Annotated in this window: 18 protein-coding genes and 1 pseudogene; 12 read left to right on the top strand and 7 right to left on the bottom strand. The window is 60.6% G+C overall.

Features of this window, described 5'->3' with window-relative positions; genetic code table 11:
• On the bottom strand, positions 1–2,754 hold the full coding sequence (locus MO767_RS24500) for a response regulator (RefSeq protein WP_282482643.1): 2,754 nt from the start codon (positions 2,752–2,754) through the stop codon (positions 1–3).
• Positions 2,755–2,968: 214 nt separating this feature from the next.
• Here MO767_RS24500 and MO767_RS24495 point away from each other — a divergent pair, with 214 nt between their 5' ends.
• From MO767_RS24495 to MO767_RS24465, 7 genes are all read left to right on the top strand, one after another.
• Positions 2,969–3,691, top strand: a complete 723-nt coding sequence (locus MO767_RS24495; protein ID WP_282482642.1) for a response regulator transcription factor — start codon at positions 2,969–2,971, stop codon at positions 3,689–3,691.
• Entirely contained in the window at positions 3,678–5,123 is a 1,446-nt protein-coding gene (locus MO767_RS24490; protein WP_282482641.1) for a sensor histidine kinase, read from the top strand. Before MO767_RS24495 ends, MO767_RS24490 begins: the two co-directional genes overlap by 14 nt.
• Positions 5,124–5,273: 150 nt before the next feature.
• Positions 5,274–6,176 carry a cysteine synthase CysM gene (cysM, locus tag MO767_RS24485; RefSeq protein ID WP_282482640.1) on the top strand — a complete coding sequence of 301 codons (903 nt, stop codon included), beginning with the start codon at positions 5,274–5,276 and terminating at the stop codon, positions 6,174–6,176.
• Complete coding sequence (rlmD, locus tag MO767_RS24480) at positions 6,176–7,528, top strand: 23S rRNA (uracil(1939)-C(5))-methyltransferase RlmD (protein WP_282482639.1); 1,353 nt, start codon at positions 6,176–6,178, stop codon at positions 7,526–7,528. The genes cysM and rlmD overlap by 1 nt, the downstream gene beginning before the upstream one ends.
• A gap of 123 nt (positions 7,529–7,651) precedes the next feature.
• Positions 7,652–9,895: a GTP diphosphokinase gene (relA, locus tag MO767_RS24475; RefSeq protein WP_282482638.1), complete on the top strand. Its 2,244-nt coding sequence runs from the start codon at positions 7,652–7,654 to the stop codon at positions 9,893–9,895.
• A 5-nt stretch (positions 9,896–9,900) separates the two neighbouring features.
• The gene (mazG, locus tag MO767_RS24470; RefSeq protein WP_282482637.1) at positions 9,901–10,734 is read left to right on the top strand and encodes a nucleoside triphosphate pyrophosphohydrolase; all 834 of its coding nucleotides are present in this window, start codon (positions 9,901–9,903) and stop codon (positions 10,732–10,734) included.
• A gap of 28 nt (positions 10,735–10,762) precedes the next feature.
• Positions 10,763–11,305: a DUF2058 domain-containing protein gene (locus MO767_RS24465; RefSeq protein ID WP_282482636.1), complete on the top strand. Its 543-nt coding sequence runs from the start codon at positions 10,763–10,765 to the stop codon at positions 11,303–11,305.
• Between the two features lie 70 nt (positions 11,306–11,375).
• Here the strand turns inward: MO767_RS24465 and MO767_RS24460 are convergent, their stop codons facing one another.
• From MO767_RS24460 to MO767_RS24435, 6 genes and pseudogenes are all read right to left on the bottom strand, one after another.
• Positions 11,376–11,564 carry a hypothetical protein gene (locus MO767_RS24460; protein WP_282482635.1) on the bottom strand — a complete coding sequence of 63 codons (189 nt, stop codon included), beginning with the start codon at positions 11,562–11,564 and terminating at the stop codon, positions 11,376–11,378.
• Between the two features lie 289 nt (positions 11,565–11,853).
• Positions 11,854–13,074, bottom strand: coding sequence for a beta-ketoacyl-ACP synthase I (gene fabB / locus MO767_RS24455; RefSeq protein WP_282482634.1), 1,221 nt, complete (start codon positions 13,072–13,074; stop codon positions 11,854–11,856).
• Positions 13,075–13,085: 11 nt separating this feature from the next.
• On the bottom strand, positions 13,086–13,601 hold the full coding sequence (gene fabA / locus MO767_RS24450; protein ID WP_046046480.1) for a 3-hydroxyacyl-[acyl-carrier-protein] dehydratase FabA: 516 nt from the start codon (positions 13,599–13,601) through the stop codon (positions 13,086–13,088).
• A gap of 247 nt (positions 13,602–13,848) precedes the next feature.
• A complete protein-coding gene (locus MO767_RS24445) occupies positions 13,849–15,750 on the bottom strand; it encodes an ATP-binding protein (protein ID WP_282482633.1) in 1,902 nt (633 codons plus the stop codon).
• A complete protein-coding gene (locus MO767_RS24440; RefSeq protein WP_282482632.1) occupies positions 15,747–16,679 on the bottom strand; it encodes an ABC transporter substrate-binding protein in 933 nt (310 codons plus the stop codon). Before MO767_RS24440 ends, MO767_RS24445 begins: the two co-directional genes overlap by 4 nt.
• A 1-nt stretch (position 16,680) precedes the next feature.
• Positions 16,681–18,814, bottom strand: a pseudogene (locus MO767_RS24435) (TonB-dependent receptor).
• A 196-nt stretch (positions 18,815–19,010) separates the two neighbouring features.
• On the opposite strand from MO767_RS24435, the gene MO767_RS24430 reads away from it, so the two are divergent.
• The 5 genes from MO767_RS24430 (at position 19,011) to MO767_RS24410 (ending at position 23,091) form a co-directional block, all read left to right on the top strand.
• The gene (locus MO767_RS24430; RefSeq protein WP_282482631.1) at positions 19,011–20,036 is read left to right on the top strand and encodes an NAD(P)H-dependent glycerol-3-phosphate dehydrogenase; all 1,026 of its coding nucleotides are present in this window, start codon (positions 19,011–19,013) and stop codon (positions 20,034–20,036) included.
• A 19-nt stretch (positions 20,037–20,055) separates the two neighbouring features.
• On the top strand, positions 20,056–20,403 hold the full coding sequence (locus MO767_RS24425; protein WP_076028270.1) for a DUF4389 domain-containing protein: 348 nt from the start codon (positions 20,056–20,058) through the stop codon (positions 20,401–20,403).
• Positions 20,400–20,852 carry a phosphohistidine phosphatase SixA gene (gene sixA, locus MO767_RS24420; protein ID WP_282482630.1) on the top strand — a complete coding sequence of 151 codons (453 nt, stop codon included), beginning with the start codon at positions 20,400–20,402 and terminating at the stop codon, positions 20,850–20,852. Before MO767_RS24425 ends, sixA begins: the two co-directional genes overlap by 4 nt.
• Positions 20,853–20,947: 95 nt before the next feature.
• A complete protein-coding gene (locus tag MO767_RS24415) occupies positions 20,948–22,615 on the top strand; it encodes an AMP-binding protein (RefSeq protein WP_282482629.1) in 1,668 nt (555 codons plus the stop codon).
• A 32-nt stretch (positions 22,616–22,647) separates the two neighbouring features.
• Positions 22,648–23,091 (top strand): hotdog fold thioesterase, encoded by a 444-nt coding sequence (locus MO767_RS24410; RefSeq protein ID WP_282482628.1) that lies wholly within the window; start codon positions 22,648–22,650, stop codon positions 23,089–23,091.
• Positions 23,092–23,162: the final 71 nt, after the last annotated feature.

The raw sequence follows: 23,162 nt of genomic DNA, 5'->3' as shown, positions 1-23,162 counted from the left end.
TCAGGCATTTATACGGGCATGGGCGGCCAGGCGATTGATGGCCCGGTCGAGGTCTTCCAGTGCGCTGGGGGCTTTGGGGTCCTGTTGCTTGAGCAGGGTTTCGCTGCGCTGGCAGGCGGCGCGTAGTTGCGGGACGCCGCAATAACGGGTCGCACCGTGCAGGCGATGGACGCGTTCGATCAGGGCGGTATGGTCGTTGGTTTCCCGGGCGAAGCGAATCGCCTCGCGGTCGGCTTCCAGCGACGCCAGCAACATCGCCAGCATGTCCGCGGCCAGATCAGCCTTGCCGGCAGCAAGGCGCAAACCTTCTTCGTGATCGAGCACCTGCAATTCATGACCGCCACCGTGGCTGTCGCTGGAGCGCTCCGGCCCATGATTGCGCAGCGCGAGGCCGGTCCACTTCAGCACCACTTGGGCCAGCTGCCGTTCGCTGATCGGTTTGGTCAGGTAGTCGTCCATGCCGCTTTGCAGAAGCGCACGCTTTTCGTTGGCCATGGCGTGAGCGGTGAGGGCAACGATCGGCAGCGGTGTGCAATGCCGTTCACTTTCCCACTGGCGAATCGCTTCGGTGCTTTGCCGCCCGTCCATGCCGGGCATCTGAACGTCCATCAGTACCAGGTCGAAGGTTTCGGTCTGCACGGCCTTGACCGCCGCGTAACCGCTTTCCACCGCGAGGACTTTGGCGCCCATGTCTTCGAGCAGGGTTTGCACCAGCAGCAGGTTGGCCGGGTTGTCGTCGACACAAAGCACTTTTGGCGCACGGCTGGACACCGGTTCGCCGGGTTCGCTGCGGTGCTGACGCGGGTTGACCAGGTCGGACAAGGCCCGCCGCAGCTTGCGAGTGCAGGCCGGTTTGGCCTGGAGCTGGCTGTGCGGGTTGGGCACCGAGAGGTGGAACAGCGTCTGTTCGGTGGTCGGGCACAACACCAGCACCTTGCAGCCCAGATGTTCAAGGTCCCAGATGTGCTGGTTGAGGCGCTCTGGCGGCATGTCGTTGCTGGTGATGCCGAGCACCGCCAGGTCGATCGCCTGATCGGTCTGATGCGCGCCGGTCACGCCATTGGTCAGGCTCTCCAGGGTGTTGAATGGAGTAACTTCGAGGCCGCAGTCTTCCAGTTGATGCTGCAACGCCTGACGGGCCAGTTCGTGGTTTTCCAGCACTGCCACCCGACGCCCGAGCAACGGCGGACCGGGCAGGTCTTCGGCGTCGTCGCGGGTTTTGGGCAGGCTCAGGCTGATCCAGAATTCCGAGCCTTCGCCGGGCGTACTGTCGACACCGATTTCGCCGCCCATCTGTTCGATCAGACGTTTGGAAATCACCAGCCCCAGACCGGTGCCGCCAGGTTGCCGGGACAGCGAATTGTCGGCCTGGCTGAAGGCCTGGAACAAGGCACGCACGTCCTGGTTCGACAGCCCGATGCCGGTGTCCTGAATGCTGATGCGCAGTTGCACGCTGTCTTCGTGCTCTTCTTCGAGCATGGCCCGGGCGACAATGGTGCCTTCGCGGGTGAACTTGATCGCATTGCTGACCAGGTTGGTGAGAATCTGCTTGAGCCGCAGCGGGTCACCCACCAGCGACAGCGGTGTATCGCGATAAACCAGGCTCACCAGTTCCAGTTGCTTGGCGTGGGCGGCCGGGGCGAGGATGGTCAGCGTGTCCTGGAGCAGGTCGCGCAAGTTGAACGGAATATGGTCGAGTACCAGTTTGCCGGCCTCGATTTTCGAGAAGTCGAGAATCTCGTTGATGATCCCCAGCAGGCTGTCGGCGGATTTTTCGATGGTGCCCAGATAGTCGAGCTGGCGTGGGGTCAGTTCGCTTTTTTGCAGCAGATGCGTGAAGCCGAGAATGCCGTTGAGTGGCGTGCGGATTTCATGGCTCATGTTGGCCAGGAACTCGGATTTGATCCGGCTCGCTTCAAGGGCTTCCTTGCGCGCCAGGTCCAGTTCGATGTTCTGGATCTCGATGGTTTCCAGGTTCTGGCGCACGTCTTCGGTGGCCTGGTCGATGCTGTGTTGCAATTCCTCCTGTGCGTTCTGCAGGGTGCCGGCCATACGGTTGATGCCGGACGCCAGTGTGTCCAGCTCCTGGCTGCCGAGGGGTGGCAGGCGGGTTTCCAGATGACCGTCCTTGAGTTGCGCCACCGCTTGCTTGATCTGGCTCAGCGGCCGATTGATGGCCCGGCCCATGCGTAACGCCAGCAGGGCTGCGCCGGCAAGGCCTGCGCCGATCAGCAGCAGGCTGGCGAACAGGCTGCGGTAACCGCGCAGCAGCATGCCGTTGTGGGACAGTTCGAGTTCGACCCAGCCCAGCAGGCGGTCGGCTTCCTCGGGAATCAATTCACCGGCCAGATTGCGGTGCTTGCCGAACACCGGCAGCAAGTAACGCGTCGCGTCATTGCCGCTGCGGCGCAGCATCTGCGGACCGTTGCCGATTGGCGCCTGATTGAGCATGGTCGGGCCGGCATGAGCCAACAGGGAGCGGTCGGGCGCGAGGAACGAAACGGCGCGAACATCCGGTTGTTCCAGGGATTGGGTGGCAATGCGTTCCAGCAGGTCGGTGTTTTTGTGGCCCATGGCCGGGGCCACCAGGGGCGCCAGTTGTTCGGCGATCATCTCGCCACGCTGCATGAGCTGGGTTTGCAAGTCGGATTGCTGCATCCAGGTGAAATAGCCGCCCAGAACCAAGGCCATCAGGCTGGTCGGCAACAGGGTCAGCAATAGCACGCGGCCTTTAATTCCCAGTTTCTTGAGCACGCATCTCTCCTGCATCCAGCGATTTAATGACCTGCACGTACGTCCAGCACGCGCCACCTGCGCAGTGTAGCGATTTGCAGGCGGGCAATCTTCGTAAAATTGATGTCGGCATTCGTCGGCCGGTTCGCCACTTTTACGTCACGGGCAAACCTTGTGTTGCCCACAGCGAGGCAATCTTGAATAATCGGCGACTGAGAATTATTTGCAGATACTCATGACTCCCATCACTGCTGGCCATCCTCGTATCCTGTCTATAGAAGACGACCTCGTACTCGGTGCTTATGTTCATGAGCACCTGGGACGTTGCGGTTTTCAGGTGACGTGGTGCCAGAACGGCCTGGAAGGCTTGACCATCGCCCGCCAGCAAGCCTTCGATGTGGTGCTGATGGATATTCTGCTGCCGGGCCTTGACGGGCTGAATGTACTGACGCAGTTGCGCCAGAGCCATTCCACCCCGGTGGTGCTGATGTCGGCACTGGGCGCCGAAGCCGATCGCATCAGTGGTTTTCGGCTGGGCGCCGACGATTACCTGCCCAAACCCTTCAGCATGGTCGAGTTGCGGGTGCGCATCGAAGCGATCCTGCGACGCGTCGCGCTCGACCGCCGGCCAGCGCCGGCACCGATTGCCCCTTCAGCGGACAACCTGCGTTTCGACGATGAATGCTGTGATGTTTTTTATGGCGAACACGCTGCGGGCCTTACGCGCAGCGAATACCGGTTGCTGGAAACGCTGAACCGCAATGGCGATGAAGTCCTGAGCAAAGCCTTCCTTTATCAACATGTACTGCAGCGCGGTTACGCGCCCCATGACCGCAGCCTCGACATGCATATCAGTCAGATCCGCCGCAAGCTCAAGGCCGTCGGTTACCTCGAGCGCGAAGTGCGCACGGTGTGGGGCAAGGGTTACGTATTGAGTGCTGTCGATGAAGTGGACTGACCTGCCGGGCAGGCATTCGCTGTTCTGGAAACTGGCGTGCTTGTTGGTGGCGTTCTGTCTGCTGATGATCTGGCTCAGTTGGTCCTGGGGGCGCTACATGGAACAGAAAAACCTGTTCCTGTCCGACGAGGCACGGGGCACGCTGATGCGCTACGCCGCTGAGGCCGAGCAGGCGTGGAATCAGCGTCAGAGTGAAGGTGTCGATGATTGGTTGCAGAGTGTCGGCCAACGGGAGTCGCCATGGGTCGGTGTGATTGGCGGCGATTTGCAATCGTTGAGCAGTTACCCTCTGACGGAAAAAGAAATTCAGCGCCTGACCTTTTTGCGCGGTCTGGACTGGCCGACGAGTCGCCATACCAAAGGCCGGCCGTGGTTGAGAGTGCCTTTTCCCAACGATCCGTCCGCTGGCAGTCTGGTGATCGAACTGCCCCAGCGTTTCGTGCCCGGCCGTTACCGGGTGTTCTGGCGGGTGATCACCAACGGAGTGATTCCCGGGCTGTTCACCTTGCTGTTGTGCGTCGGTCTGTATCGGTTACTGGTCGTGCCTTTGAACAGTCTGCGCGAACAAGCCAATGCCTGGCGTGCCGACCAGTTGAACGTGCGATTGTCGAGCCGCATCACCAATCGCCCGGATGAGCTGGGTGAACTGGGCCGGGCCTTCGATCACATGTCCGAGCGCCTGCAAAGCACGGTGGCCCTGCAACAACAACTGCTGCGCGACCTGTCCCACGAATTGCGCACGCCACTGAGTCGCCTGCGGGTGGCCAGCGAAAGCGAGCAGGGGTTGACGCAATTGCGCGAGCGCATTGGCCGAGAGGTCGATGGTATGCAGCGTCTGGTCGAAGACACCCTGCAACTGGCCTGGCTCAACACCGAGCGCACTCGGTTGCCCGACGAATCGATCCAGATTCAGGCGTTGTGGGAAATGCTCACGGAAAATGCCTGCTATGAAAGTGGCTGGCCGGCGAGCCAGTTGCAGTGTGCGGTGGATTCGTCCTGCTGGGTGCGCGGCCATCTCAATACGTTGGCTCAAGCGCTGGAAAACATCCTGCGCAATGCCATTCGTCATTCACCGCAGGGCGGCGTTGTGCGTCTGGGTGGGCAGCGCGATGACGACTTCTGGCATGTGTGGCTGGAGGATGAGGGCGGCGGGGTGGCTGAGGCGGATCTTGAGCGGATCTTCTGTCCGTTCATTCGACTCGACGGGTCGCGGCCGGGGGATGGTGGGTTTGGCTTGGGGTTGAGCATTGCGAGGAATGCGGTGCAGCGGCAGGGCGGGGCTCTTTGGGCTGAGAACACTGAGGTGGGGTTGCGGCTAAATATTCGATTAGTGGCTGATAACGGTGGTGTCAGTGACGACGCTATCGTCGGATCGCCGCCCGGAGACAAGCTCGCCCCCACAGTGGAGTTGTGTCGGCCACAAATGGTGTGATCAACCCTGATCCCTGTGGGAGCGATCTCCCATCCGCCACAAAATTCTGCCTTATTCCCATAAACCATAAGCACCGTACTTTGCGTGATATGGCCTGGGTCGGTTTGCCGGTATGATAGGCGCCCCCGCAGTCTGGATTGCGAATACGCCATGACCTTGCAGTACCCAACCATCGCCGATTGCGTCGGCAACACTCCGCTGGTCCGTTTGCAGCGCCTGCCTGGCGCCACCAGCAATACCCTTTTGCTCAAGCTCGAAGGGAATAACCCGGCGGGTTCGGTCAAGGACCGTCCGGCGCTGTCGATGATCACCCGCGCTGAATTGCGTGGGCAGATCCACGTCGGCGATACGCTGATCGAAGCGACCTCGGGTAACACCGGGATCGCCCTGGCGATGGCCGCCGCGATCAAGGGTTACAAGATGATCCTGATCATGCCGGATAACTCCAGCGCCGAACGTAAAGCCGCCATGACGGCGTATGGCGCCGAGCTGATTCTGGTCACTCAGGAAGAGGGCATGGAAGGCGCCCGCGACCTCGCCCAGCGAATGGAAGCCGAAGGCCGCGGCAAGGTGCTGGATCAGTTCGCCAACGGCGACAACCCCGAAGCGCACTACACCACCACCGGCCCGGAAATCTGGCGTCAGACCGAAGGCACCATCACCCATTTCGTCAGCTCCATGGGCACCACCGGTACCATCATGGGCGTCTCGCGCTACTTGAAAGAGCAGAACGAGCGCGTGCAGATCATCGGTCTGCAACCGATGGAAGGCTCGGCGATTCCGGGCATCCGTCGCTGGCCGCAGGAATACCTGCCGAAGATCTACCAGGCCGAGCGCGTGGACCGGATCGTCGACATGGCGCAAAGCGAAGCCGAAGACGTGACCCGTCGTCTGGCTCGCGAAGAAGGCATCTTCTGCGGCGTGTCCTCGGGCGGTGCCGTGGCAGCGATGCTGCGTCTGTCCAAAGAAGTTGAAAACGCGGTGATCGTCGCGATCATCTGCGACCGTGGCGACCGTTACTTGTCGACCGGCATTTTCGACGCGCCCAACTGATGGCCAAGCAAGAGAGAGGCCTGCGCTTCCAGCCCACCGGGGGCAGCAAGGCCCCGCAAATTCCGACTGGCAAAAAGCAGCGCTTGAGTATCGAGCGCCTGGCCAATGACGGTCGCGGTATCGCGTTTTTTGAAGGTCGTACCTGGTTCGTCATTGGCGCATTGGCCGGTGAAGAAGTCGAAGCACGCGTGTTGGGCGCCCACGGCAAAGTCGTCGAGGCGCGCACCGAACGGGTGTTCCAGGCCAGCGAGCTGCGCCGCCCGGCACCGTGTCCGCATGCCGGTCGGTGTGGCGGTTGCAGCGTGCAACATCTGCCGCACAATGAACAACTCGCCCTGAAACAGCGCATGCTCGCCGAACAATTGTCGAAGGTCGCCGGTGTCGAACCCGAAGAGTGGGCCGCGCCTTTGAGCGGTCCGGAATTCGGTTACCGGCGTCGCGCCCGAGTGGCAGTGCGCTGGGACATGAAGGCGAAAAAGCTCGAAGTCGGTTTCCGCGCCGCTGGCAGTCAGGACATCGTTGCGATCAATGAATGCACGGTGCTGGTACAACCCTTGCAGCCGATCATGACCCGCTTGCCGGAAATGCTTCGGCGCTTGAGCAAACCTCAGGCGCTGGGGCATGTGGAATTATTTGCCGGATCGTCGTTGGCCGTTTTGCTGCGGCACATGGCGCCGCTGTCCGACGCCGACATGACGATCCTCAAGGATTTCTGCGCGTTCCATGAAGCCCAGTTGTGGTTGCACGGCGACGGGGAACCACAACCGGTCGAGGCTGACCAGTCGTTGGGTTATCGTCTTGAACAGTGGGACTTGAACCTGGCGTACCGACCGGGAGATTTCATCCAGGTCAACGCCGGGGTCAACGAAGCGATGATCGCCCAAGCGTTGGAGTGGCTGAAGCCGACGGCGCAGGAACGACTTCTCGATCTATTCTGTGGTTTGGGTAACTTTGCGTTGCCGCTGGCCAAGGTCGTTCGCGAAGTGGTGGCGGTGGAAGGCGTGCAGGCGATGGTCGAGCGAGCAGCCGCGAACGCTGCTAGCAACAATCTTCATAATGCGAAGTTTTTTCAGGCCGATTTATCCCAGCCTTTGACCGATGCCGAATGGGCGCGCGAAGGCTTTTGTGCGGTACTCTTGGACCCACCGCGTGACGGTGCTTTCGAGGCAGTGCGCAAGCTTGCGTCCCTGGGCGCCAAACGGTTGGTGTATGTGTCGTGCAATCCGGCAACGCTGGCGCGCGATACGGTTGAATTGATCAAGCAGGGCTACCGGTTAAAACGTGCCGGGATTCTCGATATGTTTCCTCAGACGGCACATGTCGAGGCCATGGCGTTATTTGAAGCGAGCTAGGACGGCTCGTCTGGTCCGACTGGCCCGCCCGTGCAGCCGCGTACCGGCCCTGATGTGGGCGCACGGGCAACGAAGGTCAGCGATTTGACGCATTGAATCTGCGTCGTAGGGAAGGTAAGCAAGATGGTACAGGTGAGAGCACACCAGCCGATCAACACCGACGGCAGTATCAATCTCGAGGCTTGGCTCGATCACGCGGTCAGTGTCGATCCGGCACTGGGTCGCGAAGCCTTGAAGGAAGCGTGCGAGTTTGCTCGTGCGTCTGAACAACAAGCCAATGCGGCGAAAAACCTGTGGTCCGAAGGGACCTCGAGTTTCCGCACGGGCCTTGAGATCGCCGAGATTCTCGCCGACCTCAAACTCGATCAGGATTCGTTGGTTGCCGCGATCCTGTATCGCGGCGTGCGCGAAGGCCAGATTGAATTGCCGGCGATCAGCCAGCGCTTCGGTCAGGTGGTCGCCAAGCTCATCGACGGCGTGTTGCGCATGGCGGCGATCAGCGCCAGCCTCAGCCCCCGTCAATCCCTGGTGCTGGGCACGCAGGGCCAGGTCGAAAACCTGCGCAAGATGCTGGTCGCCATGGTCGACGACGTTCGCGTCGCGCTGATCAAACTGGCCGAACGCACCTGTGCGATCCGTGCGGTGAAAACCGCCGATGACGAAAAACGCAACCGCGTTGCCCGTGAAGTCTTCGACATCTATGCGCCTTTGGCCCACCGTCTCGGTATCGGTCACATCAAGTGGGAACTGGAGGACTTGTCCTTCCGTTACCTTGAGCCCGACCAGTACAAGCAGATTGCCAAGTTGCTGCATGAGCGGCGACTGGACCGCGAGCGTTTCATCGCCGACGTGATGAGCCAGTTGAAGAATGAACTGACCGCCACTGGCGTCGATGCCGATATCAGCGGCAGGGCCAAACACATCTATTCGATCTGGCGCAAAATGCAGCGCAAGGGTCTGGAATTCAGCCAGATCTACGACGTGCGCGCCGTTCGTGTGCTGGTGCCGGAAATGCGCGACTGCTACACCGCGCTCGGTATCGTCCACACCCTGTGGCGGCACATTCCGAAAGAATTCGACGACTACATCGCCAACCCGAAAGAGAACGGCTACCGCTCGCTGCACACCGCGGTGATCGGCCCCGAGGGCAAGGTGCTGGAAGTACAAATCCGCACCCACGCCATGCACGAAGAAGCCGAGCTGGGCGTTTGCGCGCACTGGAAGTACAAGGGCACCGACGTCAAATCCGGCTCCAATCACTACGAAGAGAAAATCTCCTGGCTGCGTCAGGTCCTCGAGTGGCATGAAGAGCTGGGTGACATTGGTGGTCTGGCCGAACAACTGCGGGTCGATATCGAACCGGACCGGGTCTACATCTTCACCCCGGACGGTCACGCCATCGACTTGCCGAAGGGCTCGACGCCGCTGGACTTCGCCTACCGCGTGCACACCGAAATCGGTCACAACTGCCGTGGCGCGAAGATCAACGGGCGCATCGTGCCGCTCAACTACAGCCTGCAAACCGGTGAACAGGTCGAGATCATCACCAGCAAGCACGGCACCCCGAGCCGCGACTGGCTGAACTCGAACCTGGGTTACGTCACTACCTCGCGAGCGCGGGCGAAGATCGTTCACTGGTTCAAATTGCAGGCTCGCGATCAGAACGTCGCCGCCGGTAAAACCTTGCTGGAGCGCGAACTCACGCGCCTCGGACTGCCAGCGGTGGATTTCGACAAACTGGCCGAAAAAGCCAACATGAAAACCGCCGAGGACATGTTCGCCGCGTTGGGCGCAGGCGATTTGCGTCTGGCGCAACTGGTGAACCTGGCGCAGCAACTGGTCGAGCCGGAGCGTGGCAACGAACAGCTGGAACTGATTCCGCGCAAGGCCACCGGTTACAAACCGGGCAAGCGCGGCGACATCCAGATCCAGGGCGTCGGCAACCTGATGACCCAGATGGCCGGCTGCTGCCAGCCGCTGCCGGGGGATGCGATCGTCGGCTACATCACTGTGGGCCGAGGCGTGAGCATTCACCGTCAGGACTGCGCCTCGGTGCTGCAACTGGGCGGGCGCGAGCCCGAGCGGATCATCCAGGTCAGCTGGGGGCCGGTGCCGGTGCTCACCTATCCGGTGGACATCATCATCCGCGCCTACGACCGGTCCGGTCTGCTGCGTGACGTTTCGCAAGTGCTGCTCAACGAGCGGATCAATGTGCTGGCGGTCAACACCCGCTCGAACAAAGAGGACAACACTGCCTTGATGTCCCTGACCATCGAGATTCCGGGGCTGGATGCACTGGGGCGGTTGCTGGGGCGGATTTCCCAGTTGCCGAACATCATCGAAACCCGCCGTAACCGGACGCCGTGAAACCGATGTACAGCCTTGAAGACTTGCTGCACCTGATGAGCCGTCTGCGCGACCCGCAGTTCGGCTGCCCGTGGGACATCAAGCAAACCTACGAAACCATCGTCCCTCACACGCTGGAAGAAGCCTATGAAGTCGCCGACGCCATCGAGCGCGGTGACTTCGATCACTTGCAGGGTGAGTTGGGGGATTTGCTGTTCCAGGTGGTTTATTACAGCCAGTTGGCCCGGGAAGAAGGGCGCTTCGAATTCGAGGGTGTGGTCGACAGCATTACCCGCAAGTTGATTCGCCGTCATCCGCACGTGTTTCCTACCGGTGATCTGTACGCGCCGCTGGATGTTCCGCGTCTGAATGAAGATCAGGTCAAGAAGCGTTGGGAAGAGATCAAGGCTGAAGAACGGGCGGAGAAATCTTCGGCGCCCGAACAACTGTCCTTGCTCGACGACGTACCCGCAGCACTGCCGGCATTGTCCCGTTCGGCGAAGTTGCAGAAGCGTGCAGGGCAGGTCGGGTTCGACTGGCCTGACGCCTTGCCGGTGCTCGACAAAGTGCGCGAAGAGCTCGATGAAGTGCTCGAAGCCATGGCCGACAATGACTCGGCAGCGATTGCCGATGAAGTCGGTGATTTGTTGTTTTCCGTGGTCAATCTGGCGCGTCATCTCAAGGTCGATCCGGAAACTGCACTGCGTGGCGCCAACAGCAAGTTCGAAAGACGCTTCCGTTTTATCGAACAGGCATTGCGCGACACCCACCGTCCCATAGAAGATTGCACCCTCGAAGAGTTGGACGCCTTGTGGGGCGAAGCCAAACGTCAGGAAAAGAATTTGCCCAGCTGCGGTTGAGCAGTTGCCTAAGTGAGTAATAAGCACCATGAGCATTTCCCTTCGCGACCAGTTGCTCAAAGCAGGGCTGGTCAACCAGAAGCAGGCCAAACAGGTCGGCAAAGAGAAGCAGAAGCAGCAGCGTCTGGCCCACAAAGGTCAGATCGAACTCGATGACTCGCAGCAGCGAGCGGCTCAGGAAGCCATGGCCGAGAAGGTCAAGCGCGATCAGGAGCTGAACCGTCAGCAACAGGAGAAGGCCGAGGCCAAGGCTCGCGCTGCTCAGGTCAAACAATTGATCGAAGTCTCGCGTCTGCCGAAGCTGACGACCGAGGACTACTACAACTTCGTCGACGACAAGAAGGTCAAGCGCATCTCCGTCAACACCCTGATGCGCAACAAGCTCAGCAGCGGTTCGCTGGCCATCGTGCACCACGCCGGCGGTTATGAAGTGATCCCGCGTGAGGCGGCCCTGAAGATCCAGGAGCGCGATCCACAGCGTATCGTGCAGCTGAATGTGAAGACCGAAGAAGTCATTGCCGAAGACGATCCGTACGCGGCCTATCAGATTCCTGATGATCTGATGTGGTAAGCCGTTAAAGGCTGCAATAACGACAAACCCCGCTCATCGCGGGGTTTGTCGTTTTCAATGCTGTCATTGCTTATGCGGATTGGAGCTCTCGTTGCTGCTCCAGTTTTTCCAGTTCGGCCTTGTAGCTGTGGGCGTCATTCTCGGAATGAAACATCCCCACCAGCATGTCTTGTTGATGTACGTCCCAGATGCGGATACCGGCGGCGATGCCTTCGTGGGATTTATGTGAATCGTCGCGTTCAGTTACTTTTACAGTCATCTGCTAGCTCCAATCTCTGTTATCTGCAGCAAGGCGTGTGCAGGACTCCGTTATATGTTTGGTTAGCCTGCTAAGTAAACGACTGACTTTGGTAACGGACTTTTGCGAGTTTGGTAAAAGTCCTACAGCCCGCTAAATGCGCGACATTCGGTCGCAGGGCGTTGAGTTTCATGACAAAAGCTTCATGTTCGCCAGGAGGGAAATCGCGGATTGATCCACGTTTTTTAAGGCGAAAAAAAACGCCCCGAACCAGTCGGGGCGTTTTTGTGTGCAGCGTAGAGGGCGGGTATTACTTACCGGCCCAGCGCTTCAGTACCAGCGTGGCATTGGTGCCACCGAAGCCGAAGCTGTTGCTCATTACGGTGTTGATGGTGGCGTCTTCACGAGTCTTGGTCAGGATTGGCATGTCAGCCACTTCCGGGTCCAGTTCGTCGATGTTGGCGGAACCCGCCATGAAGTTGCCTTCCATCATCAGCATGCAGTAGATCGCTTCGTGAACGCCGGCGGCGCCCAGGGAGTGACCCGACAGGCTCTTGGTGGAGCTGATGGCCGGAGCCTTGTCGCCGAACACTTCACGCACACCTTTCATTTCCATGACGTCGCCGACCGGAGTCGAGGTGCCGTGGGTGTTCAGGTAGTCGATCGGACCGTCAACGGTGGACATGGCCATCTGCATGCAGCGGATGGCGCCTTCGCCGCTTGGGGCGACCATGTCGTAGCCGTCGGAGGTCGCGCCGTAGCCAACGATTTCCGCGTAGATCTTCGCGCCGCGGGCCAGAGCGTGTTCCAGCTCTTCGACCACGACCATGCCGCCACCGCCGGCGATGACGAAACCGTCACGCTTGGCGTCGTAGGCACGGGAAGCTTTTTCCGGGGTTTCGTTGTACTGGCTGGACAGTGCGCCCATGGCGTCGAACAGGAACGATTGGCTCCAATGCTCTTCTTCACCGCCGCCGGCGAACACGACGTCCTGTTTGCCCATCTGGATCTGTTCCATGGCATTACCGATGCAGTGAGCACTGGTCGCGCAGGCAGAAGCGATGGAGTAGTTCAGGCCCTTGATCTTGAACGGCGTGGCCAGGCAAGCGGAAACGGTGCTGCTCATGGTCCGCGTTACACGGTATGGGCCGACGCGCTTGACGCCTTTCTCGCGCAGGATGTCCAGCGCTTCCATCTGGTTCAGCGTGGAGGCGCCACCGGAGCCGGCGATCAGACCGGTACGCGGGTTGGAGACTTGCTCATCGGTCAGACCGGAGTCGGCGATGGCGTCTTTCATGGCCAGGTAGGCGTAAGCCGCGGCGTGGCCGACGAAGCGATAGATCTTGCGATCGATCAGCTCTTCGAGGGGAAGGTCAATGGAGCCGGAAACCTGGCTACGCAGACCCATTTCGGCATATTCCGGGTTGAACCGGATGCCAGGGCGGCTTGCACGCAGGTTAGCGGAGACGGTCTCTTTGTCATTGCCCAGGCACGAAACGATGCCCAGACCAGTGATAACGACGCGGCGCATGCGGATAACCCTTAGAAGTTGTCAGTGGAGGTGAAAACGCCGACCCGAAGGCCTTCGGCGGTGTAGATCTCGCGGCCGTCGACGCTGACCGAACCATCGGCGATGGCCAGGTTCAGCTTGCCCTTCAGTACGCGCTTGATCTGAATGTTATAGGTTACTTTCTTGGCGGTTGGCAGAACCTGACCAAAGAATTTCACTTCGCCCGAACCCAGGGCGCGACCGCGCCCCGGCAGACCTTGCCAGCCGAGGAAGAAGCCGACCAGTTGCCACATGGCGTCGAGGCCCAGGCAGCCTGGCATCACCGGATCACCTTCGAAGTGACAGGCGAAGAACCACAGGTCCGGAGTGATATCCAGCTCGGCGACCAATTCACCTTTGCCGTACTTGCCACCCTCTTCGCTGATATGGGTGATGCGATCCACCATCAGCATGTTGGGGGCGGGCAGTTGCGCGTTACCTTGGCCGAACAGCTCACCGCGACTGCAGCGCAGCAGGTCTTCCCGAGTAAAGGCGTTTTGTTTGGTCATGCGAGCTCCTCAATAATCCCATGCGGCAGGTGGGGCAAATCTTCCCGGCCGATCGAAGCGTTCATGCCTCGAGTCAGCAGCCTACTCATAGACTATTGCGTTGTGGTGAAAGTCACAGCACCAAGGACATGAATGTACACTTGTGCACTGAAATTATTATTCAAGCCCCTTTTCGGGCCTGTTCGGGTGCCTAAGACTGCCGCACTTTCGCCTTTCACGCCAGTCGCAGATAGCCGAAAGGCCTGCACTACTGCACCCAGCGCTGCAGAATTTGCTGCAAATCTGTGCGTTTGAAGGGCTTGGCCAGGTAATCGTTCATTCCCGCCGATAAGCAGGCTTCGCGGTCACCCTGCAAGGCGTTGGCGGTCAGCGCGATGATCGGCAAGTCTGTGCAGCCAGGTAATTGGCGAATCTGTCGGGTAGCCTCGTAGCCGTCGATGATCGGTAGCCGACAGTCCATCAGAATAGCCTCGAAAATCAGACTCTCCGCACTGCGCACTGCCTGGGCCCCATCGGTGGCGACGCTGACAGTAAAGCCCAGACTGCGCAACATTGCTTCGATGACCGTCTGATTGACCGGATTGTCTTCCACCAGCAACACGTTACGCCCCTCGCCATCACCGCTGCCGGTCGGTGCGCGCGGCGCCCGCACGGGCAGCGTCTGTTTATAGAGCGCCAGCGGGATTTCCAGGGTGAACACCGAGCCGCGACCTTCCTCGCTCTGGGCGCGCAACGTGCCGCCCATGCGTTCAGCCAGCGTGCGAGCAATCGGCAGGCCCAGTCCGGTGCCACCGTATCGCCTTGAAATAGAGCTGTCGGCCTGCTGGAAGGCGTTGAACATCAATTCCAGGCTTTCAGCCGAAATACCAATCCCGCTGTCGCGCACGGTGCAGGTGAACCACAGCAGTTCGTGATCCAGCGATTGCCATTGCGGCTCGATGCTGACGCGGCCCTGTTCGGTGAATTTCAGCGCATTGCCGATCAGGTTGACCAGGATCTGCCGGATCCGCGTCGGGTCGCCCTGCACCTGCAACGCGCGCATGTTGTCCGGAATCGACAGCGCCAGGTCGAGCCCGCGTTGCACGGCGCTGTGCGAGAACGACTGGGCGCAACTGCCGATAAGGTCCGCAAGGTTGAATGGAATGTGCTCCAGCTCCAGTTCCGAACGCTCGATGCGCGAGAAATCGAGAATGTCGTTGATGACTTTGAGCAGGTGTTCGGTGGACTCCGAGGCAAGCGCCGCGTACTCGACCTGCTCCTCGGTCATCTCGGTGGTTTCCAGCAGTTGCAGCATGCCCAGCACGCCATTCATCGGAGTGCGCAATTCGTGGCTCATCATCGCAAGGAAATCGGATTTGGCGTTGTTGGCCTTTTCCGCTTCCTCGCGAGTCTGAATCAACTGCGCCATCGCTTGATGCTGTTCGCGACTGGCTTGTTCGAGCCCGTTGGCGAGGTTGTTGATGTGTTGCGACAGCGCGCCCAGTTCGGTGTCGTCGACGATCGGCAGCGGCGTTTTGTAGTCGCCGTCCTGAATCGCCTTGACCGCGTTGCCGATGTCGCGGATCGGTTGCGACAGGCTGCCGGCCAGGCGCCGGGCGAGCAGAAAAGTGAACAACAGGGCGAACAGCGCCAGGATCCCGGCCTTGAGCAGGATTTCCTGCTGACGCTGGCTGAAGGCGTCATTGGACAGGCCGACGATCACCCGACCCAGATAATCCTCGGTGGGCGCCGTGTTGGCGACGCGGCTGCCCTGCAGGAAATCATTGTGCAGCGGGATTCGTTGCAGCCGCACCGGGGCCTGGAACACTTCGACCTGGTGCGAGCGGTTGTGGGTTTCCGACGGTTGCTCGACGTACACCAGAATCCGGTTGGCGCTGTCCTGGACTTCCAGAAAGCGCACATTGGGCGTGGCGAGGGTGGCCTTGAGCAAACTGTCGAGCACCTCGTTGTTGCCCGAGATTACCCCGTATTCGGTGGCCGGCGCCAGTTGGTTGGCGATCAGTTGCCCGGTGTGATTGAGCTCCTGACGCAGGTCCTGGATCCGCACGAAGGTGAAGAAGCTGATCAACAGCAACGTCAGCAACAGGGCAGGGCCGAGGCTGATAATTTGTGTGCGGGTGTTGATGTCCCAACGGCGACGGAAGGTCATGGGCGGTTTTCTCCTTCGGCCAACTGTGTTGCGACAGACGCTTCATTCATCTGTTCAATCCCTAATGAACGAGCCACTTGCGGGTTGCTTAAGACTTTGAAGCGTTGCGGGTAATGCGTGCGTGGCCACGTGGCCGGTGGCCGGTCGAGCAGTTCGTCGAGTATCGCCAGCCAATCGCTCTGATCGCTGTAGGTGCTGGCCAGGCTCCCGGCCCTGACGAACCCGGCGTTAGGTCCGATCAGCGCCAATTGCCGTGCATAGCTGCTGAGCAACAGGTTCTTCGCGGTTTTCGGGTTGTATAGATCGGGATCATCAAGGCCCAGCAACACGTCGCTGTTCTTCAGCAAGGTCTGCAGCGGTCGGCTGTCGTTGGTGTTATCCCAGCGCTCAGTGACCACCTCAAGGCCCAGGGAATGAGCGGCCTGATGCAATTCTTTCAAGAGGAATTCGCTGTGGCTGTCGAAGAGCACGCCGACCCGTTTGGCCTGAGGCAGCAGCAGTCGGGTCAGGCGCAATTGTCGGTCCAGGGGCGGGTCGCTCCAGAGCAGGCTGAGGCGCGGGGGCAGGGTGGCCCCCAGATGCTGACGGGCTTGCAGCCGGCTGATGCGCAGCACCAGCGTCGCCGGGCCCTGGGCGTCTTGCAGACGCCAGTCGAGGCTCGGCAGGTCGAGCAGAATCAAACGGGTAGCGGCGGGCAGTTTGCCTGGCGCCGGCAGACTGGCCAGTGGCTGGAAGTGCACGTTATCGGCAGGCCGCAAGGCGCTCAGGGCCTGGGTGAAGGATTGCATGCCCGAGCTGTCCTCGGCGCCAGTCAGCAAAATGTCCGCGGCGCTGGCCTCCAGGCCGCTCAGCAGCCCGGCAAACACCAGGCACACCCCGGCCAGCAGGCGGCCAAGGATTGGCGTCTTGCGTGACGGGCTATAAAGCATCTTAGAACGCCAGCTCTGCGCTGAAGTAAAGCACCCGGCGCTCGTCGTAGTTGTTGTCGACGAAGGTAGTGGGCTGGCTGTCGAGGCGTTGCTGGAGCACACCGGCCAGTTCCAGGCTGGCCTTGCCCAGGCCGATGCGTTTGGCGATGCGCGTGTCGACCCGTTCGAAGCGGTAGCCGTTCAGGGCATAGTCACCATAGTAGAAGAGCGCGCTGTTCCAGCCGTGGCCCCAGTTGTGCAGCCAACCGGCGGAACCGCTGTTTCGAGCGGTCTGTTGTGCATCCTGCGGGTTGCTTGCCTCGGCATCGACGTAGGCATACGTCACACGCAGGCGATCGGCGCTGCTGATTCTCCAGTCGAGCTGGGTTTCTGCCCCTTCGAGGCGCGCGCTGTTTGAGTTGCTGGCGATGTACTGATTGTTGCGCAGCGGTTCGCTGATCATCCCGGTGATTTCGTCGTAGAACAGCTTCACATCGACCGCCAGCCCCACTTCGGCAAAGTAGCCGTTATAGCCCAGCTCCCGGGAGCGCGTGTGTTCCTGTTCGAGGTCGCCGGGGCCACTGGTCTTGACGAAATAACGGGCACTGGACTGACCATAGGCGCTGGGCCGCAGGTTCTTTACCTGATAGCTCCAGTTGACGTTGTTCTCGAACATGTCCGGCGAGCGGATGGCTTCCGAGTACACCGCCCGCAGGCCATGGCGCGGGTTGATCAGGTAGTTGATCGCCACCCGGGGGGTGAGCGAACTGCCGATCAATTGCGTGTCTTCGAACATCGCACCGCCCTGCAGCAACCAATGCTCGGTGGCGCGCCACTCGAGCTGGCCGAACGCCCGCCAGGTGGTGTCGTCGAGGGTGCCATTGAAGTAGGTCTCGGAGTCTGCCCGGTCGTAACGATAGTTCATGCCGCTGACCAGCCGCTGACCAGCTGCAGACTGTCGGACAGGCTGAGGGTGTCCTGTAATTCAAGGTCGTAGCGCGATTCCCGGGTGCTCTGGTCAATATCGCCACAGAGGGTTTGCCGGGCGCCGTTTCGCCATTGGTCCAGCACTTGATTGGCCAGTGCCCGCTGGGCCGGGTCACCTGCGGGCGCGCCGGGGCCGGTGTAGCGCTCCATGTTGCGCGCCAGGCGTTCGGTGTAATTCGGGTTGAGCTGCCAGAGTTCGGTCAACTGCGGGCTGAACGGAACCTCGGCATCGCAGGCACGCCAGGTCTGCTGACGATCCCAATGTTGTGCCGAGCCCTGGATGTAAAGGCTGTGATCGGGATTGATGTCGAGGTTCCAGCGCAGCGAGCCGGCGTAGTCCTTGGCGGTGACGTCGGCATTGTTCCCCGCAGCGGTAATCCCCGAGAAGACCGGGCGGTAGGTATACGGCCGCTGGTTGCTCCCGTCCTTGGCATTCAATTGCCAGTCGATACTCTGGTTGTCAGTGAGCGTCTGGCTGACGGCGAGGTTGAAGCGGTTCAAGCGGCGGCTGTCACGGTAATCGGCGCCGTTACGGTCCGAGTCGAAGCCGTCGTCTTGCTGGCCGGACAGTGACAGGCGCAGGTCTCCACCGTCCCAGCCCACGCCCTGGCTGGCGTAAAAGTCGTCGATGCCGCGCTGCCCACGGGTGACTTTAAGCCGCGTGCCGTGGCTGTCGGCCGGGTTGCGCGTGATGATGTTGACCACTGCCATCAGCGCATTGGCGCCATAGCTGACGGTGTTCGGGCCGCGGAAAACTTCGATGCGTTCGATGTCTTCCAGGGCCACCGGAATGTCACTCCAGTCCACCGTGGCCAGGCCTGCGCGGTACACCGAACGGCCGTCGATCAACACTTGCATGCGTCGCGCTTCGGTTGCGTTGGTGCCGTGATAGTTCACCGCGGCCTGGTTGCCGTTGATGTTGCCGACCATCATTCCCGGCACCAGTCGCAGCAACTCACTGATGTCCCGGGCGCCACTGGCGTTGATCAGTTCGCTGTCGATCACCGTCATGCTCCCGGTACCGCGGCCGGCGACTGCTTGAGTCGCGTCGCGGTCAATACTTGCGGCAGCGGCTCGCTGTCGAGGAACAAGTCGTCGGCAAGCAATGGCGAGCTGAAGATCAGCGCCAGTACCAGCGGCGAGCGAGGTGATGGAGAGTCAAGCGACACGACACATCCTTGATGGCGAACAATTGGCGCGCATGTTAACCGAGCGCAATGACTTTTCCAGTCACGTTGTGGGCATTTTCCTCGGTTTTCTTGGTCTTCTTCCTACAAGTGTCGGTAATTGATGCAGGGGCTGGCCGCCACTGGGCCGCTCCGTATAATGCCGACATCGCCACTGGTATGGATTAACGGATTGCATATGACTGAACAGCGCCCAATTGCGGTCCTGGGAGGCGGAAGTTTTGGTACCGCCGTGGCTAACCTGCTGGCCGAGAACGGGCATCAGGTCCGGCTGTGGATGCGTGACCCCGAGCAGGCTGAGGCCATTCGGGTCAATCGCGAGAACCCGCGTTACCTCAAAGGCATCAAGATTCTGCCGGCCGTGGAAGCGGTCACCGACCTGCTGGCCACTTTGCAAGCCTGCGACTTGTGCTTCGTCGCACTGCCGTCCAGCGCGCTGCGCTCGGTATTGATGCCGCACGCCGAACGTTTGAGCGGCAAATTGCTGGTGAGCCTGACCAAAGGCATCGAAGCCCACACCTTCAAGTTAATGAGCGAAATCCTCGAAGAAATCGCCCCGCAAGCGCGCATCGGCGTGCTGTCCGGGCCGAACCTGGCCCGTGAAATCGCCGAACACGCGCTGACTGCCACGGTGGTCGCCAGCGAAGACGAAGAACTCTGCCAGCGGGTCCAGGAGGCGTTGCATGGCCGGACCTTTCGTGTGTACGCCAGCGCCGACCGCTTCGGTGTGGAGTTGGGCGGGGCGCTGAAAAACGTCTACGCAATCATCGCCGGCATGGCGGTGGCGCTGGGCATGGGCGAAAACACCAAGAGCATGCTGATCACCCGGGCGCTGGCGGAAATGACCCGCTTTGCGGTGAATCAGGGCGCCAACCCGATGACCTTTCTCGGTTTGGCGGGCGTCGGCGATTTGATCGTCACCTGCTCGTCGCCGAAAAGCCGTAACTACCAGGTCGGATTCGCCCTCGGCCAGGGCTTGAGTCTGGAAGATGCGGTCACCCGCCTGGGCGAAGTCGCCGAAGGCGTGAACACCCTCAAGGTGCTCAAGGCCAAGGCTCAGGAGGTGGGCGTGTACATGCCGCTGGTCGCCGGGCTGCACGCGATCCTGTTCGAAGGGCGCACGCTTGATCAGGTGATTGAACTGTTGATGCGTGCCGAACCGAAAACCGACGTCGATTTTATTTCCACCAGTGGTTTCAACTAGGCATCAGGGAGAGCGAGACATGAACGATCCGAAAACAGAGGACAAGTACGAATCCATCCTGCTGCGCGTCTTGTGGATGATCGTCTACGTGCTGGTCTGGCAAGTGGCGCAATTCATCCTCGGCGCAGTGGTGCTGGTGCAGTTGATCTATCGTTTGATCTATGGCGCCCCAAGCGCCAGCCTGATGAACTTCGGCGACAGCCTGAGCCAGTTCCTGGCGCAGATCGGTCGTTTCGGCAGTTTCCATAGCGACCAGAAACCCTGGCCGTTCGCCGACTGGCCGACGCCGCGTACACCGGAAGGTGAAGCGCCGCACGCTGTGGCGCCGGCCCCGCATCCGGTACGAGATGAGGAACCGAAACTATGAAACTCTGGGTATTGCGTCATGGTGAAGCCGAGCCACACGGCAAGCGTCCTGATTCGGAGCGGGCACTGACTGCCCATGGTCGTGAAGAAGTGCTGCGCACTGCAGCCGAATTGGCCGGCAAGCCGCTGACCGCGATCTATGCCAGTCCTTACCAGCGAGCGCAGGAGACCGCAGAAATTGTGCGTACAGCGCTGAATTTCGCGCCGGAGATTCGTACCGTCGACTGGCTGACCCCCGACAACCGCCCGCAAGCGGTGGCGGAGCAGTTAGTGTCTGTGGATCACGCGCTGCTGGTCAGTCATAACCCGCTGGTGGGTAACTTGCTGGGTTACCTTCAGCATGGACATGTGCAGGACCCGGAAGCGGTGAAAACCGCCGGCCTTGCCGAGCTTGAAGGCGACTTGCCGTTGGCCGGAGCAATGAAGCTCGTTGGCATCAAGCACCCTTAAAAGCAAAAGATCTTGTTTTTGCCGACAAATAATTAACCGAGCAACTGCTTGGTTGGCTACGCTTGCTCCAGACCAAATACAAAGGAGCAAGTCGCATGCCTGCTGCTTTTCGTTTGCCGCTGGACGTCTTCTACGAGCGCGAGGCCCGTCATCCGCGCCAGCGCTTTTTGGTCCAACCCACGGGCGAAGGAGAGGTCGAGACCCTGACTTGGGCCGACGTCGGCCATCAGGCCCGCTGCGCTGCGCATTGGCTGCGCGCACGCGAACTGCCCCAAGGCAGCCACATCGCCCTGATCTCGAAAAACTGCGCGCACTGGATCATCGCCGACCTGGCAATCTGGATGGCTGGCCATGTGTCGGTGCCGCTCTACCCGAACCTCACCGCCGAGACCGTGGCCCAGGTCCTTGAACACGCCGAAGCGGTGCTGGTGTTCATCGGCAAACTCGATGACTGGCCTGGAATGTCTCGCGGGGTCAGCGCCGATCTGCCGACAATCAGCCTGCCGTTGCATCCATCCGGCACGTTCGATTTCAGCTGGGCCGACCTGCAAAAGAGCTCACCGATCCAGGACGATCCCAAGCCGTCCGCCGATCAGTTGGCGACCATCATTTACACCTCCGGCACCACCGGCATGCCCAAAGGCGTGATGCACAGTTTCGCCACTCTGGGGTTTGCCACCACTCGCGGCACGCAGTTGTTTGGCTTGAATGAGTCGGATCGGCTGCTGTCCTACCTGCCGCTGTGCCATGTCGCCGAGCGGATGTTCGTTGAGTTGGCGTCGATCTACACCGGGCAAACGGTATTTTTTGCCGAGAGCCTCGACACCTTCCTGACCGACTTGCGCCGTGCACGACCGACCGCGCTGTTCGGTGTGCCAAGGATCTGGACCAAATTCCAGATGGGCGTGTACAGCAAGATCCCGGCAAAGCGCCTCGACTTCCTGCTCGGTCTGCCGGTCATCGGCAAGCGGGTCGGCCACAAAGTCCTGGCCGGGCTTGGGCTGGATGCCTTGCGCATCGCCTTGTCCGGCGCCGCGCCAGTGCCGCAGACCTTGCTGCTTTGGTACCGCAAACTGGGGCTGGATGTGCTGGAGGTCTACGGCATGACCGAAAGTTGCGGCTATTCGCACGTTGGCCTGCCGGGCCAGAACAAACCCGGCTGGATCGGCAAGCCCTGCCCGGAGGTCGAGGTGCGGATCGCCGAGTCGGGCGAGGTCATGGTGCGCAGCGGCGCGACCATGCTCGGGTATTTTAAGGAGTCTGTGAAAACCGCCGAAACTATCACCGAGGACGGCTTCCTGCGCACCGGCGACAAGGGCGAGGAGGACGCCGAAGGCAACCTGCGTCTGACCGGGCGCCTGAAAGAAATATTCAAGACCAGCAAAGGCAAATACGTCGCCCCGGCACCGATCGAAAATCGTCTGGCGGAGCATTCGCGCATCGAGCAGGTGTGCGTGGTGGGCGATGGCCTGAGTGCGCCGCTGGGTTTGTGCGTGCTCTCGGCGGTCGGTCAGCAGGACGCCAGGGGAACGGCGCGGGCGGGCCTGCATTCAAGCCTTGAAAAGCTGTTGGAGGAGGTCAACGGCGTCCTCGACAAACACGAACGCTTGCATCGATTGGTGGTGGTCAAGGACAGCTGGGCGGTGGAAAACGGCTTTCTGACGCCGACCCTGAAGATCAAACGCAACGTGATCGAAGCCGCCTACGGTGCCCGTTTCGAAGAATGGAGCGAGCGCAGTGAAGCGGTGCTGTGGCAGGATTGAGTCACGAACAAAACCAATCAAGGAAAGCAACGATGAGTCTGTGGCGTACCACTCCCAACGTCGAGCAGTTGAACGCAATCCAGAAAAACACCATCGGCGAAGTGCTGGATATTCGCTTCGAAGCCTTCGACGAAGAGTCTCTGACCGCGAGCATGGTCATCGACCATCGCACTCACCAGCCTTATGGCTTGCTGCACGGCGGCGCCTCGGTGGTGCTGGCCGAAACGGTCGGCTCTATGGCCAGTTACCTGTGCATCGACACCAGCAAGTTTTACTGCGTGGGGCTGGAAATCAACGCAAACCATTTGCGTGGCTTGCGCAGCGGACGGGTCACGGCGGTGGCCAAGCCGATCCACATTGGCCGCACGACGCATGTCTGGGATATCCGTTTGACCAGCGATGAGGGCAAGGCCAGTTGTGTGTCGCGGTTGACCATGGCGGTGGTGCCATTGGGTGAGAATCCACCTGCCCGCTGAAACACGATCCCCTGTAGCGGGGGGGGGGGGGGGGGGGGGGGGGGGGGGGGGGGGGGGGGGGGGGGGGGGGG

The sequence above is a fragment of the Pseudomonas sp. UYIF39 genome (genome assembly GCF_029963765.1).
Lineage (GTDB): Bacteria > Pseudomonadota > Gammaproteobacteria > Pseudomonadales > Pseudomonadaceae > Aquipseudomonas.
The sequence above is the reverse complement of the archived record's forward strand: the minus strand, read 5'-3'. Positions and strand labels throughout refer to the sequence as shown.

Excerpts from the sequence above, each read along its gene's own strand:
- MO767_RS24465 (WP_282482636.1), top strand. The coding sequence starts at position 10,763 with ATGAGCATTTCCCTTCGCGACCAGTTGCTCAAAGCAGGGCTGGTCAAC.
- fabB (WP_282482634.1), bottom strand. The coding sequence starts at position 13,074 with ATGCGCCGCGTCGTTATCACTGGTCTGGGCATCGTTTCGTGCCTGGGC.
- MO767_RS24460 (WP_282482635.1), bottom strand. The coding sequence starts at position 11,564 with ATGACTGTAAAAGTAACTGAACGCGACGATTCACATAAATCCCACGAA.
- MO767_RS24430 (WP_282482631.1), top strand. The coding sequence starts at position 19,011 with ATGACTGAACAGCGCCCAATTGCGGTCCTGGGAGGCGGAAGTTTTGGT.
- fabA (WP_046046480.1), bottom strand. The coding sequence starts at position 13,601 with ATGACCAAACAAAACGCCTTTACTCGGGAAGACCTGCTGCGCTGCAGT.
- MO767_RS24495 (WP_282482642.1), top strand. The coding sequence starts at position 2,969 with ATGACTCCCATCACTGCTGGCCATCCTCGTATCCTGTCTATAGAAGAC.
- MO767_RS24410 (WP_282482628.1), top strand. The coding sequence starts at position 22,648 with ATGAGTCTGTGGCGTACCACTCCCAACGTCGAGCAGTTGAACGCAATC.
- relA (WP_282482638.1), top strand. The coding sequence starts at position 7,652 with ATGGTACAGGTGAGAGCACACCAGCCGATCAACACCGACGGCAGTATC.
- MO767_RS24490 (WP_282482641.1), top strand. The coding sequence starts at position 3,678 with ATGAAGTGGACTGACCTGCCGGGCAGGCATTCGCTGTTCTGGAAACTG.
- MO767_RS24415 (WP_282482629.1), top strand. The coding sequence starts at position 20,948 with ATGCCTGCTGCTTTTCGTTTGCCGCTGGACGTCTTCTACGAGCGCGAG.
- sixA (WP_282482630.1), top strand. The coding sequence starts at position 20,400 with ATGAAACTCTGGGTATTGCGTCATGGTGAAGCCGAGCCACACGGCAAG.
- rlmD (WP_282482639.1), top strand. The coding sequence starts at position 6,176 with ATGGCCAAGCAAGAGAGAGGCCTGCGCTTCCAGCCCACCGGGGGCAGC.
- MO767_RS24440 (WP_282482632.1), bottom strand. The coding sequence starts at position 16,679 with ATGCTTTATAGCCCGTCACGCAAGACGCCAATCCTTGGCCGCCTGCTG.
- cysM (WP_282482640.1), top strand. The coding sequence starts at position 5,274 with ATGACCTTGCAGTACCCAACCATCGCCGATTGCGTCGGCAACACTCCG.
- MO767_RS24445 (WP_282482633.1), bottom strand. The coding sequence starts at position 15,750 with ATGACCTTCCGTCGCCGTTGGGACATCAACACCCGCACACAAATTATC.
- MO767_RS24425 (WP_076028270.1), top strand. The coding sequence starts at position 20,056 with ATGAACGATCCGAAAACAGAGGACAAGTACGAATCCATCCTGCTGCGC.
- mazG (WP_282482637.1), top strand. The coding sequence starts at position 9,901 with ATGTACAGCCTTGAAGACTTGCTGCACCTGATGAGCCGTCTGCGCGAC.